A 17,894-nucleotide genomic window follows, 5' to 3' on the forward strand; every position below is an offset into this window, starting at 1 on the left:
ATCAAGAGATAACGGGGTGGTGCATTGTCTAGCCTTTGTTATTTTCAGCTCCGCACGTGGCTTCAATTTCCTCGTCCAAAAACTTTCTAATTTCCTCGTCGTCCAAGAGCCCTAAGTATTTGCTCGCACTATTGCACTTCTCCCGCTCGACCTGATCCGTCATATCAAACACTACCCCAACAAACTCCCAAAGGGAGGGGGTGTCCTTCTGAGCTGCCGCTACATAATCGTGGGCCACCGACCAATACCCCCTTATCCAATGGTGAAACCCAAAGTGCGCTGCTTCCGCGGTTATCTGATCTCCCTGTAAAAAGAATCCAACTTGATCAAAGAAATCAAAGAGACTGTTTAGATCGGGGGATCCTTTGCTGGCCCTATTTCCCTTGCCAGTTTTCAAGAACTTCGCGGCTTTGCACCTTATGGCCTGCGTCTCCGTGTCGTGAAACTCATCGGTGAATTTCACCAGCAATGTCGGGTCGTACGTCCGCTTCCGATACTCCGCACGCATTTGGAACAGAAGCAGCAGAATCGCGAGGATCAACACTCCCCACACGAGTACATTGGTAGGACTCAATCCTGCTTTAATATTTGTTGCTGCAAAGCCTGCGATGACAAACCCGCTGGCTAAGAGTACCGGCGATCCTGATGCGATTGCGCGCCGGGCACGATGTGACAACACTGAATTCGAAGATACCATAATAACTCCTCTCAAAATCACTTCAATAAGAACCGAGTGGGCCGAGCCACCGCCTTAGCGAAGCCCGCTAATCGTCGTGTGACTAGCCCCGAACGTCCGCGCGATATCCTTCAACGGCTCGCCGCGCTAGCGCTTCCCGTTGCTGATCCCGATTGAGCGCTGCAGATCTGCCCATGTGCACACCGCGCGCTTGGGCTCGCGTCCGTCCTTCGCTGGTGCGAGCCTTAATCAACTCTCGCTCGCATTCAGCTAGCCCACCTAGCACCGTCAGCATCAGCCTCCCGTGCGGCGTGGTCGTATCCGCCCAGGTGCCGGCAAGGCTCTTGAATCCAGCACCGGCCTTGCTGATCGTATCAAGCATGTTGAGAAAGTCGCGCGTGCTTCGCGCCGGCCGGTCGAGCCGAGCCGCTATACGGCATAATGTTGCCGATTTTGATCTCGGCATCGCTCGCGCCGAGATCATATTTCTTCTGAGCAAGAGCGCCGGTGTTGCTGGCGGCCAAAGGAAAATTGCGGTTGAAAGCGCCGCAACTCGTCGTGCGACGAAGGACATTTCGCTTCCCCTGCAATGAACAATGAAATTGTCTTTGGTATTCGCAGCCTCTTGTCGACCGCGCGTGGGCAGTTAATACCCTTCTCGAGGTTTTGTCGATCCGAAAATACAACCGATGCGCGGCAACCTAAAGAATTGCGGTGACGGTGCTGTCACTGCAATCAAGACGGACATCGTTTTCCTACACGTCGGGCCGCGCTAGGTGTAGTATGCGGGTTTCAGACTTATACCTTGAGGCGCAAATGAAGAGGCGCGAGTTCATCACGCTTGCAGGTGGTCTGACCATGTGGCCGCTTGCGGTGCAGGGTCAGAAACCCGCAAAAACGTGGCGGCTTGGCTATGTCGGCACGGGTGGGCTCGGCGATCAACTGTTTGGAGAGTTCACGAAAAAGCTGGAGTCACTCGGTTACGTTGAAGCGAAGAGCATATTTGTAGCTCGCTCTATTGTGCCGCCGGATGCAAAAACAATTGAGGCTGCGGTCGCGAAACTGCTTTCTGAAATTGATATCCTTGTTATTTGGGGAACGGTCGGTGGAGTAGTCGCAAAGCGCCTGAGCCAAACGACCCCCACCGTGTTTCTGTCGGTTGGCGCTCCCGTTGACATCGGACTAGTTCAAAGTCTTTCGCATCCCGGCGGAAACATGACCGGCGTTTCGTTTGAAGCTGCGATCGATACCTATGCGAAGCGACTGCAGATGCTGAAGGAGATCGTGCCGGCACTTAGGACGATTGCCGTCTTGGCGGCAGAGGGCGATCCAAACGTTACGTTCGCTATGCGATCCTTGGAGCAGGCTGCCTCTGGTATGCACCTCGAACTGACCACGATTTATGTGACGACCGCAGATGATTTGCCGGCCGCGTTTGATCAGATAAGGCAAGCCAACGTCGACGGTCTAATCGTCATTGCCGGCTTGCTCACTTCCATAAACGCAAAAACCATTGCGGAGCTCTCTCTCGCCCATCGCTTACCTAACTGCCACGGGTTTCGGGAAACCGTTGTTGCAGGTGGTTTGATAAGCCTGGGACCTGACCTCTTCGCGATTGCAAGGCAAGGTGCCGTTTATGTCGATAGGATAATTCGGGGCGCTAAGCCTGCTGACCTGCCAGTCGAACAACCAGATCGATACGAGATTTATATCAATCTCAAAACAGCTAAAGTACTGGGACTTGAAATTCCGGCCTACCTGCTTGCGGGCGCCGACAAGGTGATCGAGTAAGGCTCCGCAACATCTCGTGTTGGCCGATCATTGATTGCGGTGAGGGTGCACTCAATTTGCGCCGTCCGGGATTCGACGTGGATCGCGACGACAAATAGTTTGAATGCTGATAACCAATAAACCCGTGGCGGCTACGAGATGTTCAAGTTCGTATGATAGGTTGAGCCCTCGCGAAACCCATCTCTTCCCGATGTCAGCAACTATAGCTTCCGTTGCGCCAAGTTCACGATGACGAAGATGCATCCGTCCGGAACGAAGTTGCGGTGATCCACCGTCATGAGGACGCCACCAGGAAACAAGTGCGATGGGTTTCGCAAGTGCTCGACCCATCCTACGTGCTCATGATCTCCGTTTGGGTGCACCGGGCCGAGCCAAAACACTCGGCAGTGTGTATGATGGTCGACGGAAACGTGGAGGAGCAGCGGAGCATGCTGACTTTTCTTGCATTCATCGGGACGTCGATCATCGTCATCGTCACGCCGGGGCCCGACACGGCCACGACAATTCGCAACACCCTTTTGGCGGGGCGGACTGGCGGGATTTGCACAGCGGCTGGCATCGCTGTTGGACAGACGATCTGGGCCCTGGCGACCAGCGTCGGCCTTGCTGCTCTCCTGGTGGCTTCGGCGTCACTGTTTCTTGCGATCAAGTATTTGGGAGCCGCTTATCTCATCTACCTGGGCATCATTGCGTTGTACGAAGCCCTTTGGCCGCCGGAGCAAGGTTCTGACATCGCGGTGGAGAACCGCTTGCACGGCCGCGTCAGCCCTTGGATGGCCTTCAGGCAGGGGATGATCAGCGATCTCGGCAATCCCAAGATGGCTGTTTTCTTCACAAGCCTGCTTCCGCAGTTCGCGCCGACAGGCGGTTCGACCTTTGCGACACTGCTCGCTCTTGGAATTGTCTTTGCGGGGATGACCTTCGTCTGGCTCGCAGTTTACGCCGCAGCGATCCACAAGGTGCGGCATGCGCTGCAACGGCCAACCGTACGTCGCCTCGTGGAGGGCGTGACTGGAACTGTCCTGATTGCTTTGGGTTTGCGTATCGCCACCGAGCAGCGGTGAAGAGCCCTCCATCTGCCTACTTGCACTCAAAACTCTCCGCGCTCTCCGGATCGCCTTGGCCCTTGTACTGCGCGTGTTGCGGATAGGCGCAAAGCGGCCGACTGCGGCCGGGGAAGGCTCGTCCCGTCGCGACCACCGCATCGGGTGCCTTGCCGTCTTCCACCCAATTCACGACCGCGCTGAGGAGATCGAAACGATCGAGCGTTGCGCCGCTCGAGCAGTGACCCATGCCGGGCACCAGGAAGGCTCGGCTCGATTTCTCCCGCACCATCTCCATGCCGCCGGAATCCGCCGCCATGCGCTCGTAGTAATTCACGGTGTCTTCAGCCGAGAACCAGGGATCGCTCACGCCGTGGTAAAACAGCAGCTTGCCGCCATGGCCGAAGTAGCTCGAAAGGTTGGTCCAGTAGGCGGTGTTGCTGAGGCGATCGAGCCCGCTCGCGTTGACCCGGTCTTCGAGTTGATCGACATCGATGCTGTCCCAAACAGGCGGTCCGACCGGGCTGCGCGCGCCAGATGTCAGGATGCCGGGAATGGCAACGCCTTCGGCTGCGACGCCGCTGTCCCACGGGAACGGCGGGTAGACCTGCGCGCCGCGTGAATTCTTCGGTCCGGCAAAAGCTTTCCGGAGGGCATCGACCTGCGGCGGCGCCAGGCAAGAATCTGTCTTGCCATCTGTCTTGCCATCCGTCTTGTCGCCCGTGCAGGTGAGGACCGCGGGATCGAATTGACAGGCCTTGCGGTCGAAGATCAGGCCATCCTTGACGCCGTCTCTGGCGTCGCAGGCCTCGAGGATCGCGTTCGTGATCAGCTTTCGCTCGCCCGCGGAAAAAGTCTTGGCGGGCTCCGGCTTGCCGGACCCATCTTTCGGCGCGACCTGGCTGAAGGCAGCGTTGGCCCAGGCGAGACCGATATTGGAGTTGCCGGTGCGCATCGCAGGCGCGCCGGCGACGATGCCGTCGAATTGTTCGGGATAGCGCGCCGACGCCAGCATGCCCTCGCGGCCCCCGGTCGAGCACCCCGTAAAATAGGAACGTTTGGCGGGCTGGCCATAGTAATGCGCGACGATCGCCTTGGCGGCAATCGTCACCTTGCCGACGGATGAATTGGCGAAGTTGAGCGCGGCTTCCTGATCCTTCAGGAACGAGGCATCGAACACCGCGCCCTGATGACCGCTATCGGTCGAGACCACGGCAAAGCCGCGCGCCAGCGCCGGCACCTCGCCGGCCGCCTGGTAACCCAGCGGCGGCCGGATCGAGCCGTTCAAACCGCCGCCGCCCTGAAACAAGAACCGGCCGTTCCAGCGATCGGGCAGGGCGACGGCAAAGCCGATCGCGTAGGATTTGCCCTCGACCCCCACGCGCTGATCGATCACGCCATCCGCGCGGCAGTTCGGCGGCAGCGCCACCGATACGGTGGCCGGCGCCGGCGGCGACGGCTGCACGGTTCCCGGCGGCGCCTCCGGCACCATTTCGGCCTTGGTGATCAATGTCGTCGATCCCGGCATCTTCCAGCCGGTCAGGTCGGCGCATTTGAGTGCAGGTGATATGTTGGCTGAATCGTCGGCGCTTGCCGGCGGGATCGCAACGACCATGATGGCCGCGACCAGAGCCAGGCAAGCCATCGCACCATCAAGCGCCACATTGCTTTTTCGCTGCATTGTTCTTCCCTGCCGTTTTCTGATTTTTATTGCGGTGCATTGAACTCACGCTGACCGCCGGACGATGTGGTGCACCGACACTGAACTATCTTGTGTCATTCGGCAGGTGCAGTCCAGCGGCGCAGGCTTTCAACCGCGCTCGCCGTTCGCTCCTTGCGGCGGCATGAGTGAGTTGGGTGCATTGTCACCCAAACGCGTGGAGCTTAGCGCACAGTCGGCGCAATCTAGGGGCCAGGCCCGGATTGCTTCTCTTTCGCCGTCGCTCTTCGAGCTATGGCGGACAAGCCGCTCGCAATGACGTGTTGAGAGTGTGCGCCGATCTATCACCGTCATCCCTGAGAAGCCCGCCTTAGGCGGGCGTCTCAAAGGATGGGGTGCAACCAAGGCGCTCGCCAAGCTACTTTAATATACGATGGCCTGCCTCAAATCGCCTTCGCCTTCTTCAGCGCATCGAGATCGCGCCGCACGCCGGTCAGGCCGTCGTGGTTGTAGCGGATCAGAATCCGCTCGGCGCTGAGATACGACAGCGCCGGGTTGCGGAAGCCGTTGTTGAACTTCGCCGCATCCGCGGGGTCGAAGCCGTAGTCGGGCGCGAGCTTGGTGAGGATCGCCACTGACGCCGTCACCGCCGGGCCTGTGAAGATGTAGTCCGCATCCGACAGATTGTGGATCACGGTCTCGGCCGAGAGGTTGCCGATTTTGGCGGCGAGGAAGTCGATGTTGTCGGTGGTGCGTGCCGGCGGCAGGCGGAAATGGCCGTCAGCATCCTTCACCAGATAGCCGCGTGCGATCGGGTCGACATGGGCAATGATCGCCGCAGCGCGCAGCCAGTTCACCGCCATGTATTCCTTGCCGAGCGTCGGCGCGGTGTGGGCTGAGGCCTGGATCACGATGAACGGCGCGGGCAGGTCGCGCGCCATGGATTCAGCGACGCCGAGAATGTGATGGGCGCCGGTGCGGCTGTCGCCCTTGGCGCCATCCGCGTCGGTCTCGCCATTGCCGCCGAAGTTGAACTCGGCGAACTCGCTGCCGTCGGCATTCCACTGGAACACGATCGGCTTGGCCCAGTCGTGCAACATCGGGGCGGCGATGATGGCGTCGTTGTTCATGACGAGATCGGAGCGGTTGACCGCGTCGCGCGAACTCGGCAGCGGCGCCACCCGCGGCAGACCGTCCTCGCCGGTCAGGCCAACGGTGAGGCGATAGTTCTCGCTGAGGCTGATGGCACTCGCCAGGTTGAACGATTCATGCACCGGCAGGCCGCCGGGATAGGAGTGGTGGCCGGCGAATGCGCCGCCGGGTGCAGCTCCCCAGGCCATCGGCAGATGCGGGCAGGCGGTGCCGTCGTCGCGCAGCGGCGGAAACACGCCGGTCACCGCGCCGCCCGGGAATGCCTTGCCGTTGGCCTCGTTGATCAGCCCTTGGCTGGTCAGCTCGGCGATAATCTTTTCCTTGTCGGAGGCAGTGAGGTTAGCGCGATGGGCGACGCAGGTGTTCGGGTTGAACAGGGCGTCGCGGGTGGCGGCCTTCAGCTTGGCGTCGTCGATGGTGGCGATGACCTGCTCGATGCGCGCCAGAGCTGATGTCACCAGCGGCGATCGGGCGGCGAGCTCTCCTGCCGCCGCGTTGCCGGCTCCAAGCACGGTCTGGTCAACGGCCAAAGCCGGGGCGGAGGTTGCCAGCACGGCAGCGGCGACGACGGGAAGCATGAGGCGCATCAGCTGGTTCCTTCTGAAAAGACGCGCAGCGCTAGCATCGGACAATGACAGTCCGGTAACAGAAGGTGCCGCCGCTGTGGTTTCCCGAATTGCGGTGACGGTGCGCTTGACTCCGATGGCAGCACGAGTGTGAGTTGAGCGCACTGTCACCGTAAATCTATGGATGGCAACGTCAAATGGATTCAATGCTCATACCAACGAACCTGTGGCGGGCTACGACATGTTCAGGAACAGTTTGACGGCAGGGGTGGCGGCCTTGATGGCAGCGAGCATGATCGCGGCCGGTGCTGCGTGCGCGGCGCCGCTGAAAACCCGCGACGTCATCGAGCTATGGCCGGGCGGCGTGGGGCCGGGGTCGGAGAAGTCGCCGGCGCAGCTCACGGTTACCGAGCGCAGCAAGGTGGCGTACTGGCCCGATCGTATCGTCACCGGGATCACCAGGCCCAATCTCACCGCCTTCGTGCCTGACAAGCCCAACGGCACCGCGGTCATCGTGGCTCCCGGCGGCGCCTATTCCCGCATCGTGCTCGACAAGGAAGCCGCGGAGATGGCGCGCTGGCTCAATCCCTACGGCGTGACGGTGCTGCTGATGCAATACCGCTTGCCGGCGGAAGGCCATGTCGACGGCAAGGATGTTCCCTTGCAGGACGCGCAGCGTGCGATCCGCGTGGTGCGGCAGAATGCCGGGGAGTGGGGCCTTCAGCCCGACAGGATCGGCTTCCTCGGTGCATCCGCGGCGGGCCACATGGCGGCAAGCCTCGGCGCCCAGTTCGCCAAGAAGGTGTACGAACCGGTGGATGCGGCCGACAGCCTGTCCGCCCGTCCGGATTTGCTGCTGCTGCTGTATCCTGTCGTGTCGATGGACGACAAGCTGACCCATCTGGAATCGCGCACCAATTTGCTCGGCAAGGATCCTTCGCCGGAGCTGATCAAGGACTACTCGGCGGATCTGCACGTCACCAAAGAGGCGCCTCCGACATTCATCGTGGTCGCGAAGGACGATCCCGTGGTGCCGCCTGAGAACAGCATGCGCTATCACGACGCGCTGCAGAAGGCAGGCGTGTCCAGCGAACTCCATGCCTTCACGGAAGGCGGCCACGGCTTCGGCATCCGCGACGCGCGCCAACTGCCGGTCTCCGACTGGCCCAATCTGGCGGCGGCCTGGATGAAGGCGCGCGGCTACATCAAATAACAGATGAACCGGAAATGACGGTGACAGTGCTCCGTCACGTTATTCGCACAAGTAGCTGTTGCCAGAACACTCAACGTCTGGCTTAAATAGCCGTCATGCCATTTTGGTCGGAGATATCCATGCGCTTTCTTGTTTTGGTGATCGGTCTCGGCCTTGTGGTGGCGCCTGCTTCGGCGCAGCAGAAAACGACGAAGGCGTCCAAGGCGAAGACTTGCACGTACGAACAGTGTGTGGCCACAAACACTGGAAAAGGTTGGAGCAGCTCACAGGTGAGCGGCTGGTGCTCCGCCAATGCAGGCAAATGCCAATGATAGCGAGCCGCCCAAACTGGCGGCCTTCTCGTTGATGCCCCAAACAATTCAGCCCATCGGGGGCGGCTGGCACCAGGATCAGATGTACATGGTGCGGGATTAGGGATGATGCCGCACAAGGCGGTTCAATGCCCGACGCTAATCCTGTGCATGTGACGGGATCAATCGCTCTCCGTCTATTTCTCCTCCGCCGCGGTCGCTGTCGCCGGACCTTCGCCCATGATCAGCAGCACAGCGTCCTCGTCCTTGGCGCCGTCCCAATGCACCTGCTTGCCGGTGTGGGTGACGAAGCTGCCTGCGGGCATCGGCACGGTGCCGTTGTCAGGGTCGAATTTCGGGCCTGAGCCGACCCACCAGGTGCCTTGCAGGACCACGATGTAGCGGTCGTTCGGATGGAAGTGCGGGCGGCTGAAATGGTTGCCCTTGGTCCACTTGTTGTAGACCATGTAGAAGCCGGGCTTGTCGGGATTGCCGACCACCACGGCCGATTGCGCGCCGCGCGCGTCGACCGGGCCCCAGGGGATCTGGTCGGGCAATTTAAAGGTGACGGCGGCGGGATTGAGCTCGGCGGCGGAGCCGACGCTCAGCGTGCCGGCGAAAGCGAGCGGCAGCAGCAGAAGGCGCAGGGCGCGGCTGGTTGTCATGATGACCTCCCTTTTTTCAGTGCCGGTTGCTATGGCACCCCTGGGTTGCAGGAGATGCTAGCCGGTCCCGTCGCCACGGCAAAGCCACGGCGAGGCAAGGACACGCATGCGTGGTCTGCTGCAAGAACCGGCCGGCGAGGGGGCCGACAGTCGGCCTGATGAACCGGGATGGCGCTCAGGGCGACGAATGCCTGGAAACGAGGGCATTTCGCCGTGTCATGGTTCAAACGATATCTGATCAGCTTCCTGATCGCGGTGGTCTTTTTCGCCGGCTTCGATGCCTACAAGCGTCCGGGCGAGGATGCGCGTTTGGCGACCATCCTGGTCGCGTCTGCAGGCTGGCCTCTCTTCGCTGCGCTGGTCGTGGGCGGCGCCGTCGGCGACGCGGTGCACGCCATGAAGTACGGCAAGGCGGGATAAGCGGCCATGCTCGACGCCTTGCTCGGCTTGATCTTCGACATCGTCCTGAGCGCGATCGGGACCGTCATCGCCAAATTGTTCGGTGTGGCTGATGCCGCCGAGTTCGCGCCTGTCATCATCGGTCTCGGCTTTATCGGGATCGCCGTTGCTGCTGCCGTATGGGGGCACTGAAATTTGGGGACGTCGTGAAGACGATCACGCTGCTCGCGGCTCAATCGGCTCCGCTGAGCGGCGCGGCAGTCGTCGTGCTCTCGCGGCCGCAGGCTCGTCAGCTGTAGGCTTGAGAAAGGACGATCCAGATCCCGTAGGAGGCGCCAAGCAGGCCGAGCAGCCCGCTCACCATCACATAGAGATCGATCCCGAAGGTGCGGCGCATGATGGCCCTGTGCGCTGACCTATGGTTTGTCCACTCTCTCCTGGCGCGATGTGATCTGGCTGACATGCTCGAACACTCCGGACTCCCCTCGTGATGCAGCCTGAGCCTAACGCAAATTACCCGTTCCGCGTGTGAAGCGCCTCACGCATGTTCGTGGCATCTGGTTGCCCCACAAGCGTGACGCCGGTTACGGAGCGGGCGCGCCGATATCGGCACTCTCCGACGAAAGGAGTGTGTCATGCGATATGCCACGATCATCTTGTTTGTTCTCGCCGGCCTTCAGGCTGCGCGCGGCGGGTATCTCAGCGCCCCGCTTTTCATTATCCTGGCCTTGGGCGGCTGCGTTGGGGCGATCATGCTGAGGAAGGCGTGATGGATTTTTACGTCACCGCCATGTTCGAGCTCGCCGTCGAGTTGTTCTTCCACTTGCGGGCCAGGTTCAGGAGAAAGCCTGCCCTGGTAGGACGGCCGAGCGTGCCGCAGGTCACGCCGCGCTAGTTACGCGAAAAGCCGCCCATGGCATCGCCATGGACGGCTTGGCCTTGCCTTCAACGCTCATGACGATCTCCTGGTCTGGAGATGAGTCACTCCGCGCGACAGCCGAGTGTTCCTAAGCTGCGATCCGTTGCGCAACCTGGGCCGGCGTCGTCAGCAGTTTCAGCACTTCGGCATGCTCGAGATCGGGAACCGCGATGGCCGTGTGGCTGTAGGTCGCGTGCGCGCGCGACTTCGCGATTTTGTCCAGGATCTCTTTGCCTTTGATGACGTGGAGACCCATGCCGTCTCCGGACGGGAAGATCGCAAGCACCACGTCGTAGGCCCTGATAACGGTTCTGAGCGCCTCGGCCTTGTCTTCGGCGACATCGACAAAGACGCGAACATCGGCTGCGAGTTCACGCAGCTCGTCAAAATTCAGCACTGTGGGGGTACTCCAACGCAACAAGACTGATTTGGAGAGTGGCGGCGTTGGGTTACCAGAGTCTGAACAACATCCATCGAGATGAAAGTTTCACGATGAGGTGACGCCTCGTGTGGAAAACTCCGCGACGGGAACGCGGAGCCTTCTTGTGCGGCTTCAATCGCGCCAGCGCATCGGGAGCACGCCTTCATCTCGAAAACGGCCAAGGAAGCGGAAGCGATCGGCGTGCGGATTGCGGCGGGCTTCGATGGTGTTGCCGAGGACCTGCACGACATCGCCCGCGTCGTAAGCCGGCCAGGAGGGCAGGCCCGGCCCGTTGGGATCGCCTGATGTCGCGAAGTTCACCCAATAGTCCATCATCGTCTCCGAGAGTGCGCGGTCGGCTTCCGCCGGCGGTGTGGTGCTGCCGATCACCCGTTGCGGCGTCAGCGTGCCGAACACGAAGGGGATTTCGGTGACGTGCGAGGCGATCGGCGTGTAGGGCGAGGTGTAGTTGAAGTGATAGCCATAGACGGGGGCGCGACTGCTTGCCCGATGCAGCCGCAGCCACTGCCAGCATTGCTCGCCGACCACCATGTCGCCCGTGAGCGCGGCGGCGGATGCTTTTGCGCGTGCGTCGGTGTCGGCGGGATAGAGTGTCAGGAAATCCGCCAGCCGGTCCGTGCCGAACATGTCTTCGGCGGCGGCACGAAAGACTTGCGCGGAACGATGGGGTAGGGATTGCGACATGAAGGGGAATTCCTCCGCGCTGTTCCAGCCGGCCAGCAAGGGGATGTGCATCTGTTCGCCGCGCAGGAAGCGTCGCGCGGGCACGTCAGGCACGACGTAACGATCGATACTCGCCGAGAACGCCTGGCTGACGTGGTCGCGTTCAAAGTTCCAGGGCTCGGCTGCAATCAACTGCTCGGCCGGCATCGCGCGCAACGCGGCGATCGAGGCATCGCCTTGCCTTCGCGCGAAGGCGAGGCCGCGGGCGCGAGCCTCATTGAAAGTTTGTAGCGGCCCGCGCCGGCCATCCCAGAAGGCGCCGCTCTCGCCGATGGCCTTGTGGAACAGCCCGCGTGCCAGCGGCGACGCCATCAGAATCCCGACGGCCATGGCGCCGGCGGATTCGCCGAACAGGGTGACGTTGCCGGGGTCACCGCCGAACGCGGCGATGTTGGCTTTAACCCAGCGCAATGCGGCGAGTTGATCCTGCAGGCCGTAATTGCCTGACGGCGCCTGGGTATCGAGATCGGGATGGGCCAGAAAGCCGAAGACGCCGAGGCGATAGTTGAAGCTGACGACGACGACGCCCCTGGCCGCCAGGCGGCTTCCGTCGGTGGCGGGATTGGCCGAGGAGCCGAACTGAAAGCCGCCGCCGTGGATCCACACCATCACGGGGCGCTTCTCGTCAGCCTCTTGCGCCGCGGTCCAGACATTGAGGGTGAGGCAATCTTCATCGCGCGGTCCCGGGCGCGGATCATTCTCGAGCGACGAGAGCGATGCCGGGCCAAAGGCCAGCGCATCGCGCACGCCGCTCCACGGCGCCGGCGGCTGCGGCGCGCGCCAGCGCAACGGCCCGATCGGAGGTGCTGCATAGGGGATGCCTTTGAACGCGAGCACGCCACCGGCGTCGCGTGGCTCGCCGCGCACGAGGCCCGCTTGCGTGCGAATGGTCCGGCCCGACTGGGCTGCTTTGGAGATCATCGAGCCATGCACGGTCGCAACTCCTTGATGGGGGGCGAGGCGAGATCTAGCGGCTTTCCCGATGGGTGAATTTGTGCATAATTCCAATTGATCGCTAAAAAACGTCAATGATCAGACAGAAGCTCCAATACCCGCTCCAGTATCCCTGGCTCGACCTGGATGTGGACGACCGTGCCGCGCCGGTCATTGCCGTGCGCGTCGATGCCGGCGGGACCAAAGGCGAGGTGCCTGATCACAGCCATCGCAAGGGACAACTCGTGGTGTCGCTCGGCGGCGGCGTGACCTGCCGCGTTCCGAGCGGGCTGTGGATGGTGCCGCCGCATTGCGCGGTCTGGATTCCCGGCGACATGCCGCACAGCAATCGCGCGACGGCGAATGCGCGTCTGTTCTTCGTCTATATCGAGGCGGAGCTGGTCGGTCTGCCCGATCGCTGCTGCACCATTTCGATCTCGCCATTGCTGCGCGAGTTGATCGTCGCGCTGTCCGACGGCGCGCAGCATGACGAGGCGAGGCGGGAGCGCCTGATCGGCGTGCTGCTCGGCGAGTTGCCGCGCATGCCCGTGCAGCAATTGCATCTGCCGCTCTCGCGCGAGCCGCGGTTGAAACGCATCGGGACTGCCTTGGCGGACAATCCGGCGGACCGTCGCACGCTTTCGGAATGGGCCGATCATGTCGCGCTCAGCGAGAGCAGTCTTGCGCGGCTCGTCGCCAAGGAGACGGGGCTGACGTTTGGACGCTGGCGTCAGCAACTGCATCTGATCGTCGCGATCAGGGAGCTTGCTGCAGGCGCGAGCGTGCAGCAGGTCTCCGCCGATCTCGGCTATGAATCGGTCACGGCGTTCATCACGATGTTCAGGAAGGCGCTCGGCAAGCCGCCGGCCAAATATCTCAGCAGTGTGTCTCAGGAGACCTAGTCGCGCGCGAGCGAGGATGCATCCGCAGGGTTGGCGAAAAGCTTGGCGAACTCTCTAGGGATGCTGCGGAATTCGATTTGACGTCGCCGCACGTGGGGAATGTCCCGGCGGAAACATTACGGAACTCGGTCTGAACTGCGGCTTGCGTTTTCGGCCTCAATGGGTTCTAAGCCCGGCTGCTTCGTGGCCGACAGGCATGAACAGACGCGTGGCCCGCGTGGTTTTACCGCTTCCCGGATAAAGCCACGACGCAGCTCGTGCGCACCCAATTCAGAGGAAGTCCAGACATGGCAAAGATGACCAAGACCCAATTGATCGATGCAATTGCGGAAGGCACGCAGCTTGCGAAGAACGACGTGAAGTCGGTCATCGAGTACATGGCGACCGTCGGCTACAAGGAGCTCAACGAGTCCGGTGAGTTCGTTATTCCCGGTTTCGTGAAGATGTCGGTCGTCAACAAGCCTGCGACCGAAGCCCGCATGGGCGTCAATCCCTTCACCAAGGAGCCGATGCAGTTCGCTGCGAAGCCGGCGAGCAAGTCAGTCAAGGCTTCGCCGCTGAAGGTGGCCAAGGACTCGGTCTGATCCGGCGCCAGCGCGTCGTCTGCGTGCCAGCGGGCGACGTGATGTCGACCAGAAAGGGGAAAACCCCGCCTGGGGGAAGCGGGGTTTTCTGATGGGGGGTGAAGCTTGGGGGAAGCTTCATTGATTAGACGCGCCAGCGCTGAAAAAGTTCATCGCGCAAAGACGTGATCGTGCGCGTCGATCCCTCCAACTTCCCCGCAAGTCACCACCCGAATTTCAAAAAGAAAAACCCCGCGCTTGCGCACGGGGCTCTCTTGCTGACGGCGTTGGGATTTCAGCGCCTGGCCGTCAGCAGTGTGTCTAACTTAAGGTTGAAAATCCAAAAAGCAACAGCGCCGCGGTGACGGAGTATGATCGTCCATCGCGGCGCCGGCATCTGACTGGGCGCTGAAATCCCCAGCATCCATAGGTCCGTGGCGCGCCGAAAAGGTTCAACGCGACATCACAGGAAATTTCGCGCGAGGACTGGACTTTTTGTTCTCATTTTGTTCTAGTGAGTCTCCTGCTTTGGAGGTGACTCATGACCGTCGAAAAACAGCGCGAAGTGATCCGGCTCTGGAACCAGCTCAGGAAGGTCGAGGGCCCGGCCGCGGAAGAACTCCGCATCCAGATCCTGGAATGTTTCTCGGAGAAGGGCAGTTCGGAGAGGGGCGAGGCGAAGCGCGCGGCCTGAGTCGTCTCGGCGTGAAGCGACGACGATCCGATGTGACTGCGCGTCCGATGTGACTGCGCGTCTGATCGCGTGTCCGTCGTGATGTCGAGCTCGTTTGCATGCAAACGGATCGTTAAGAGTTGGTCGGCGGCGATTTCGTCGATTCCGATTCGTTCTTCGAGAACGAAATGGCGGCGAAGCCTGAACAAAGCCGGTCGACGCGTCCCATGCGCGGCGCTATCGTCCGGTGGACGGAGGGCGCATCGATGAAGAACGGGCTCTACTCCATCCACATCCACATGCTCGATGGCGTGAAGGGCCGCGACAGCGGCGTGTTGATCTTGCGCGATGGCGTGCTGCTCGGCGGCGGACCTTACTTCTGGTCGCGCGGCTCCTACACCGTCGGCAACGGTACCTGGAAGGGCGAGCTCGCCACCAACCAGCATTCGCCGTTCGCCGATCCGCTCGTGAGGCCGCTCTTCGCCGGTGCGGAGGCAACCAGCGGTTTTTCGGGAACGTTCACCGAGGAGGGGGCCGAGGTATACGGCACCGTGCTGGTCGCCGGCCATCGCAGCCTCGGCTTTCGCGCTTCGCTGAAGTGGCTGGCGGAAGCGTGAGGCGCTGGGCGATCTCCTAACGAAAGCTTGCAGCGATCGCGATAACCCTATTCGGTTAGGTTAAAAGCCCAATCGCGTTGCGCTTGCCGCGCGTTGGGATAGGTGTCTGGCAACGACAACAAGAAAACCGATTTTGCCAAGAACCAATTCATGACACCGTTTTTAGAACCGTCATTTTATCAGGGCGACCGCCAGACCTATCGCCGCGTCGCTGTCGTCGGCACGCTGTTCTGTCTCGCCTTCGTGGTGATCAGCTTTTCGCTGCGGCCGCAGAACGAGGACATTCGCGTCGCGGTCAAGGCCGACCGGCTGGTGCGCACCGCGGGCCAGGCGCCGCAGGCACATTAAGCGCCTCAGGCACATTAGGCGCCACACGCGGACTAACGCTTGCCGTTATAGACCTCACCGTCGGCGGAATCGCGCGGGCATGCGGCGCCGCGTGTCGCAAGCGCCACGAAGCCGGCATAGCCGGACAGGTTGAGCAGGACTTCGAGCCAGACAGGCATGACAAGCCACTTCTTCTCTTGCGGGAAGACTACCTTAACGTGTGCGGGACGTCCTTGTTCCCGATTGGCCCAGAGACTTGCTTCAAGGAAATCAGAGCGGCGAGGTCGGATCGAGCCGCCGCCCGAGCGCCGCAACCGATTCCGCCGAGGGCGATGCCTTGAGGAACTCGGCAATGGCGCGCGCGAGCTCGCCGTCGCTCATCGGCGTCGGCGGCGGGCGCAGCGCGCCGACGCCGAAGTTGCGCACGATCTCGTCGTAATGCTGCGCGTTGGATTTGGGAACAAGCCTGCGGATGCGGGCCAGCAAAGCGGATATCGGCAATCTCTCCTCCTCGACCTCCGCCCCGCCGGCAGCGCTTGATCTCTGCTGCCATTTTTGTCGTTCGAAACGGAAAACCCCGCCAGCACCGCGGAGATGCTGACGGGGTCTTTCGTGCTGTCGCCTCGACCCGGATGGCGGAGGCTTCCGCACTTGCATGTCCAATCCGCAATTCCCGATATCGTTCCCTCGGCGGCCAACTTTTTTTCGTGGCGCGCGGTTCCACGAAGGCCGAACCATCGCGTCTGGTCCGCGTTGTCCCTGCGAGATGCGAAGGAGGAGATCATGAAGAAGACACTCGCAGTCCTTGCCACCGTCGCGGCCGTCGGCGCGACCGCGGTTGCAGCACCTGCGCAGGCGCGCGGCATCGGCCCGGGTCTGGCGTTCGGCCTGGCGGCCGGTGCGATCACCGCCGGCGCGATCGCGGCGTCCCATCCGTATGGCTACTATGGCCCGGGTTACGGCTATTATGGCGGCCCGGCCTATTATAGCCCCGGTCCGTACGGCTACTACGGCGATGGGCCGTACTATCGGCACCGCCATTATTACCGTCACTGGTAACGGCTGAGGAATCGAAAAAGCCCGGAGCGATGCTCCGGGCTTTTTTCGTGTGCGCAGGTCTCGCGCGAAATTGCGCGATATTACGGCCAGAGCGAGGGCCGTTCCACCTTGCGGGCGTTCTCGAGCGTCGAGACAAAATACTCCTCGCGCTCGCGTTTGAATTTTTCCTGGGTGGCACGGAACGCGGCGACACGAGCGGCAATTTCTTCGCGTTCGCGGATCTTGCGTTGTTCGTCTTCGGTCATGTCAAATCCCCACGACTTGAGTATGTGCATTTCTGAACTCAAGCACTGCCGCCGCAATCACATTGAGTCGCGTCAACACATGCATTGGCGCTTCTGATTGGGGCGTCAATGGGGAGGAGGCATTGCAGGATTGTGATATGCGATGGTCGGAAAAAATTGCCGCCCTATCGCCGTTCACGGCTTGCGCGGCGGTGGATAACAGCGTCAACAATCTTGTCGCTTGCAGATGTTGCAGCTAGCGCGACGGCAAATCAGGAGGCGGCGAGTGATTGCATCGGACCTTCAGAGCGGTGTCGAACGACTCGGCGACATGATCGCAAGCGCGAAGATCATCGTGCCGTTCACCGGCGCCGGCATCTCGACCGAATGCGGCATCCCCGACTTCCGCTCGCCGGGTGGAATTTGGACCCGCAACCGTCCGATCCAGTTCGATGAGTTCGTTGCGAGCCAAGGGGCGCGCGATGAATCGTGGCGCCGGCGTTTTGCGATGGAGGAGGTGTTCGCCGCAGCGAAACCCGGCCGCGGCCATCGCGCGCTCGCCTCGCTGCATCGCGCCGGCAAGATCCCCGCGGTCATCACCCAGAACATCGACAATCTGCACCAGGCCTCGGGCTTCGCTGCCGATCGCGTGATTGAACTGCACGGCAATACCACTTACGCGCGCTGCATCGGATGTGGGCAGGACTATTCGCTCGACTGGGTGAAGCGCCGCTTCGACGAGGACGGCGGCGCACCCAACTGCGCCGCATGCGACGAGCCGGTGAAAACCGCAACGATCTCATTCGGTCAGGCGATGCCCGAGGATGAAATGCAGCGCGCGACCGAGTTGTCGCAGGCCTGCGATCTCTTCATCGCGATCGGTTCCTCGCTCGTGGTGTGGCCGGCGGCGGGCTTTCCGATGATGGCGAAGAACGCCGGTGCACGTTTGGTGATCATCAATCGCGAGCCGACCGAGCAGGACGACATCGCCGACCTCGTCATCCGTCACGACATCGGCGAAGCACTCGGGCCCTTTGTCGCAAATTGAGGCATCAAT

26 protein-coding genes and 1 pseudogene are annotated in these 17,894 nt (G+C 61.5%); 16 read left to right on the top strand and 11 right to left on the bottom strand.

Going from position 1 to position 17,894, the window contains the following annotated elements; genetic code table 11:
* Positions 1 to 28 precede the first annotated feature (28 nt).
* Entirely contained in the window at positions 29 to 697 is a 669-nt protein-coding gene (locus tag NLM31_RS21900; protein WP_254193621.1) for a hypothetical protein, read from the bottom strand.
* Positions 698 to 779: 82 nt separating this feature from the next.
* Positions 780 to 1,058 (bottom strand): recombinase family protein, encoded by a 279-nt coding sequence (locus tag NLM31_RS21905; protein WP_254196243.1) that lies wholly within the window; start codon positions 1,056 to 1,058, stop codon positions 780 to 782.
* Between NLM31_RS21905 and NLM31_RS21910 the strand changes: the two genes are divergently transcribed.
* The 3 genes from NLM31_RS21910 (at position 1,021) to NLM31_RS21920 (ending at position 3,531) form a co-directional block, all read left to right on the top strand.
* On the top strand, positions 1,021 to 1,269 hold the full coding sequence (locus tag NLM31_RS21910; protein WP_254196361.1) for a hypothetical protein: 249 nt from the start codon (positions 1,021 to 1,023) through the stop codon (positions 1,267 to 1,269). The two genes, NLM31_RS21905 and NLM31_RS21910, sit on opposite strands and share 38 nt — an antisense overlap.
* Positions 1,270 to 1,492: 223 nt before the next feature.
* Positions 1,493 to 2,467 (top strand): ABC transporter substrate-binding protein, encoded by a 975-nt coding sequence (locus tag NLM31_RS21915; RefSeq protein ID WP_254193622.1) that lies wholly within the window; start codon positions 1,493 to 1,495, stop codon positions 2,465 to 2,467.
* Positions 2,468 to 2,895: 428 nt separating this feature from the next.
* Positions 2,896 to 3,531, top strand: a complete 636-nt coding sequence (locus tag NLM31_RS21920; protein WP_254193623.1) for a LysE family translocator — start codon at positions 2,896 to 2,898, stop codon at positions 3,529 to 3,531.
* A 16-nt stretch (positions 3,532 to 3,547) separates the two neighbouring features.
* Here NLM31_RS21920 and NLM31_RS43445 read toward each other — a convergent pair whose 3' ends face one another.
* From NLM31_RS43445 to NLM31_RS21930, 3 genes and pseudogenes are all read right to left on the bottom strand, one after another.
* The gene (locus NLM31_RS43445) at positions 3,548 to 4,066 is read right to left on the bottom strand and encodes a tannase/feruloyl esterase family alpha/beta hydrolase (protein ID WP_375167552.1); all 519 of its coding nucleotides are present in this window, start codon (positions 4,064 to 4,066) and stop codon (positions 3,548 to 3,550) included.
* Between the two features lie 18 nt (positions 4,067 to 4,084).
* Positions 4,085 to 5,191, bottom strand: a pseudogene (locus NLM31_RS21925) (tannase/feruloyl esterase family alpha/beta hydrolase); the annotation flags it as partial.
* Positions 5,192 to 5,613: 422 nt separating this feature from the next.
* Positions 5,614 to 6,909, bottom strand: a complete 1,296-nt coding sequence (locus NLM31_RS21930; RefSeq protein WP_254131325.1) for a hypothetical protein — start codon at positions 6,907 to 6,909, stop codon at positions 5,614 to 5,616.
* Positions 6,910 to 7,168: 259 nt separating this feature from the next.
* On the opposite strand from NLM31_RS21930, the gene NLM31_RS21935 reads away from it, so the two are divergent.
* Both NLM31_RS21935 and NLM31_RS21940 read left to right on the top strand, forming a co-directional pair.
* Positions 7,169 to 8,101: an alpha/beta hydrolase gene (locus NLM31_RS21935; protein WP_254193625.1), complete on the top strand. Its 933-nt coding sequence runs from the start codon at positions 7,169 to 7,171 to the stop codon at positions 8,099 to 8,101.
* Positions 8,102 to 8,220: 119 nt separating this feature from the next.
* Positions 8,221 to 8,412, top strand: a complete 192-nt coding sequence (locus NLM31_RS21940; RefSeq protein ID WP_254193626.1) for a hypothetical protein — start codon at positions 8,221 to 8,223, stop codon at positions 8,410 to 8,412.
* A 176-nt stretch (positions 8,413 to 8,588) separates the two neighbouring features.
* Here NLM31_RS21940 and NLM31_RS21945 read toward each other — a convergent pair whose 3' ends face one another.
* The gene (locus tag NLM31_RS21945; RefSeq protein ID WP_254193627.1) at positions 8,589 to 9,056 is read right to left on the bottom strand and encodes a cupin domain-containing protein; all 468 of its coding nucleotides are present in this window, start codon (positions 9,054 to 9,056) and stop codon (positions 8,589 to 8,591) included.
* 213 nt (positions 9,057 to 9,269) lie between these two features.
* Here NLM31_RS21945 and NLM31_RS21950 point away from each other — a divergent pair, with 213 nt between their 5' ends.
* The 4 genes from NLM31_RS21950 (at position 9,270) to NLM31_RS43075 (ending at position 10,350) form a co-directional block, all read left to right on the top strand.
* On the top strand, positions 9,270 to 9,476 hold the full coding sequence (locus NLM31_RS21950; protein ID WP_254193628.1) for a hypothetical protein: 207 nt from the start codon (positions 9,270 to 9,272) through the stop codon (positions 9,474 to 9,476).
* Between the two features lie 6 nt (positions 9,477 to 9,482).
* A complete protein-coding gene (locus NLM31_RS21955; protein WP_254131329.1) occupies positions 9,483 to 9,647 on the top strand; it encodes a hypothetical protein in 165 nt (54 codons plus the stop codon).
* Positions 9,648 to 10,090: 443 nt separating this feature from the next.
* Positions 10,091 to 10,225: a hypothetical protein gene (locus NLM31_RS43070; protein WP_256561560.1), complete on the top strand. Its 135-nt coding sequence runs from the start codon at positions 10,091 to 10,093 to the stop codon at positions 10,223 to 10,225.
* Positions 10,225 to 10,350 carry a hypothetical protein gene (locus NLM31_RS43075; RefSeq protein ID WP_256561562.1) on the top strand — a complete coding sequence of 42 codons (126 nt, stop codon included), beginning with the start codon at positions 10,225 to 10,227 and terminating at the stop codon, positions 10,348 to 10,350. Before NLM31_RS43070 ends, NLM31_RS43075 begins: the two co-directional genes overlap by 1 nt.
* Positions 10,351 to 10,462: 112 nt before the next feature.
* Here the strand turns inward: NLM31_RS43075 and NLM31_RS21960 are convergent, their stop codons facing one another.
* Positions 10,463 to 10,771 (bottom strand): hypothetical protein, encoded by a 309-nt coding sequence (locus NLM31_RS21960; RefSeq protein ID WP_254193629.1) that lies wholly within the window; start codon positions 10,769 to 10,771, stop codon positions 10,463 to 10,465.
* 156 nt (positions 10,772 to 10,927) lie between these two features.
* On the bottom strand, positions 10,928 to 12,460 hold the full coding sequence (locus NLM31_RS21965) for a carboxylesterase/lipase family protein (protein WP_254193630.1): 1,533 nt from the start codon (positions 12,458 to 12,460) through the stop codon (positions 10,928 to 10,930).
* A 107-nt stretch (positions 12,461 to 12,567) separates the two neighbouring features.
* Here NLM31_RS21965 and NLM31_RS21970 point away from each other — a divergent pair, with 107 nt between their 5' ends.
* From NLM31_RS21970 to NLM31_RS21990, 5 genes are all read left to right on the top strand, one after another.
* Positions 12,568 to 13,374: a helix-turn-helix domain-containing protein gene (locus NLM31_RS21970; RefSeq protein ID WP_254193631.1), complete on the top strand. Its 807-nt coding sequence runs from the start codon at positions 12,568 to 12,570 to the stop codon at positions 13,372 to 13,374.
* 287 nt (positions 13,375 to 13,661) lie between these two features.
* Positions 13,662 to 13,958, top strand: coding sequence for an HU family DNA-binding protein (locus NLM31_RS21975; RefSeq protein WP_027531020.1), 297 nt, complete (start codon positions 13,662 to 13,664; stop codon positions 13,956 to 13,958).
* A 520-nt stretch (positions 13,959 to 14,478) separates the two neighbouring features.
* Entirely contained in the window at positions 14,479 to 14,631 is a 153-nt protein-coding gene (locus NLM31_RS21980; protein ID WP_254131333.1) for a hypothetical protein, read from the top strand.
* Positions 14,632 to 14,876: 245 nt separating this feature from the next.
* Positions 14,877 to 15,227 carry a GrlR family regulatory protein gene (locus tag NLM31_RS21985; protein ID WP_254193632.1) on the top strand — a complete coding sequence of 117 codons (351 nt, stop codon included), beginning with the start codon at positions 14,877 to 14,879 and terminating at the stop codon, positions 15,225 to 15,227.
* A gap of 150 nt (positions 15,228 to 15,377) precedes the next feature.
* Positions 15,378 to 15,575 (top strand): hypothetical protein, encoded by a 198-nt coding sequence (locus NLM31_RS21990; RefSeq protein ID WP_254131335.1) that lies wholly within the window; start codon positions 15,378 to 15,380, stop codon positions 15,573 to 15,575.
* A gap of 32 nt (positions 15,576 to 15,607) precedes the next feature.
* Here the strand turns inward: NLM31_RS21990 and NLM31_RS43080 are convergent, their stop codons facing one another.
* Together NLM31_RS43080 and NLM31_RS21995 are read right to left on the bottom strand one after the other, a co-directional pair.
* Positions 15,608 to 15,733 carry a hypothetical protein gene (locus tag NLM31_RS43080; RefSeq protein WP_256561566.1) on the bottom strand — a complete coding sequence of 42 codons (126 nt, stop codon included), beginning with the start codon at positions 15,731 to 15,733 and terminating at the stop codon, positions 15,608 to 15,610.
* Between the two features lie 91 nt (positions 15,734 to 15,824).
* Complete coding sequence (locus NLM31_RS21995) at positions 15,825 to 16,055, bottom strand: hypothetical protein (RefSeq protein WP_254131336.1); 231 nt, start codon at positions 16,053 to 16,055, stop codon at positions 15,825 to 15,827.
* A gap of 282 nt (positions 16,056 to 16,337) precedes the next feature.
* Between NLM31_RS21995 and NLM31_RS22000 the strand changes: the two genes are divergently transcribed.
* Complete coding sequence (locus NLM31_RS22000) at positions 16,338 to 16,613, top strand: hypothetical protein (protein ID WP_254131337.1); 276 nt, start codon at positions 16,338 to 16,340, stop codon at positions 16,611 to 16,613.
* 80 nt (positions 16,614 to 16,693) lie between these two features.
* Here the strand turns inward: NLM31_RS22000 and NLM31_RS22005 are convergent, their stop codons facing one another.
* Positions 16,694 to 16,858, bottom strand: coding sequence for a hypothetical protein (locus tag NLM31_RS22005; RefSeq protein ID WP_164933808.1), 165 nt, complete (start codon positions 16,856 to 16,858; stop codon positions 16,694 to 16,696).
* A gap of 265 nt (positions 16,859 to 17,123) precedes the next feature.
* On the opposite strand from NLM31_RS22005, the gene NLM31_RS22010 reads away from it, so the two are divergent.
* Entirely contained in the window at positions 17,124 to 17,885 is a 762-nt protein-coding gene (locus NLM31_RS22010; protein ID WP_254193633.1) for an NAD-dependent protein deacetylase, read from the top strand.
* Positions 17,886 to 17,894: the final 9 nt, after the last annotated feature.

The organism is Bradyrhizobium sp. CCGUVB4N (assembly GCF_024199945.1).
Taxonomy (GTDB): domain Bacteria; phylum Pseudomonadota; class Alphaproteobacteria; order Rhizobiales; family Xanthobacteraceae; genus Bradyrhizobium.

Excerpts from the sequence above, each read along its gene's own strand:
- NLM31_RS21955 (WP_254131329.1), top strand. The coding sequence starts at position 9,483 with ATGCTCGACGCCTTGCTCGGCTTGATCTTCGACATCGTCCTGAGCGCG.
- NLM31_RS21920 (WP_254193623.1), top strand. The coding sequence starts at position 2,896 with ATGCTGACTTTTCTTGCATTCATCGGGACGTCGATCATCGTCATCGTC.
- NLM31_RS21905 (WP_254196243.1), bottom strand. The coding sequence starts at position 1,058 with ATGCTTGATACGATCAGCAAGGCCGGTGCTGGATTCAAGAGCCTTGCC.
- NLM31_RS21915 (WP_254193622.1), top strand. The coding sequence starts at position 1,493 with ATGAAGAGGCGCGAGTTCATCACGCTTGCAGGTGGTCTGACCATGTGG.
- NLM31_RS21970 (WP_254193631.1), top strand. The coding sequence starts at position 12,568 with ATGATCAGACAGAAGCTCCAATACCCGCTCCAGTATCCCTGGCTCGAC.
- NLM31_RS21980 (WP_254131333.1), top strand. The coding sequence starts at position 14,479 with ATGACCGTCGAAAAACAGCGCGAAGTGATCCGGCTCTGGAACCAGCTC.
- NLM31_RS21930 (WP_254131325.1), bottom strand. The coding sequence starts at position 6,909 with ATGCGCCTCATGCTTCCCGTCGTCGCCGCTGCCGTGCTGGCAACCTCC.
- NLM31_RS21935 (WP_254193625.1), top strand. The coding sequence starts at position 7,169 with ATGGCAGCGAGCATGATCGCGGCCGGTGCTGCGTGCGCGGCGCCGCTG.
- NLM31_RS21975 (WP_027531020.1), top strand. The coding sequence starts at position 13,662 with ATGGCAAAGATGACCAAGACCCAATTGATCGATGCAATTGCGGAAGGC.
- NLM31_RS43075 (WP_256561562.1), top strand. The coding sequence starts at position 10,225 with ATGGATTTTTACGTCACCGCCATGTTCGAGCTCGCCGTCGAGTTGTTC.
- NLM31_RS22005 (WP_164933808.1), bottom strand. The coding sequence starts at position 16,858 with ATGACCGAAGACGAACAACGCAAGATCCGCGAACGCGAAGAAATTGCC.
- NLM31_RS21900 (WP_254193621.1), bottom strand. The coding sequence starts at position 697 with ATGGTATCTTCGAATTCAGTGTTGTCACATCGTGCCCGGCGCGCAATC.
- NLM31_RS21990 (WP_254131335.1), top strand. The coding sequence starts at position 15,378 with ATGACACCGTTTTTAGAACCGTCATTTTATCAGGGCGACCGCCAGACC.
- NLM31_RS22000 (WP_254131337.1), top strand. The coding sequence starts at position 16,338 with ATGAAGAAGACACTCGCAGTCCTTGCCACCGTCGCGGCCGTCGGCGCG.
- NLM31_RS21965 (WP_254193630.1), bottom strand. The coding sequence starts at position 12,460 with ATGATCTCCAAAGCAGCCCAGTCGGGCCGGACCATTCGCACGCAAGCG.
- NLM31_RS21945 (WP_254193627.1), bottom strand. The coding sequence starts at position 9,056 with ATGACAACCAGCCGCGCCCTGCGCCTTCTGCTGCTGCCGCTCGCTTTC.
- NLM31_RS21940 (WP_254193626.1), top strand. The coding sequence starts at position 8,221 with ATGCGCTTTCTTGTTTTGGTGATCGGTCTCGGCCTTGTGGTGGCGCCT.
- NLM31_RS43070 (WP_256561560.1), top strand. The coding sequence starts at position 10,091 with ATGCGATATGCCACGATCATCTTGTTTGTTCTCGCCGGCCTTCAGGCT.
- NLM31_RS21985 (WP_254193632.1), top strand. The coding sequence starts at position 14,877 with ATGAAGAACGGGCTCTACTCCATCCACATCCACATGCTCGATGGCGTG.
- NLM31_RS43080 (WP_256561566.1), bottom strand. The coding sequence starts at position 15,733 with ATGCCTGTCTGGCTCGAAGTCCTGCTCAACCTGTCCGGCTATGCCGGC.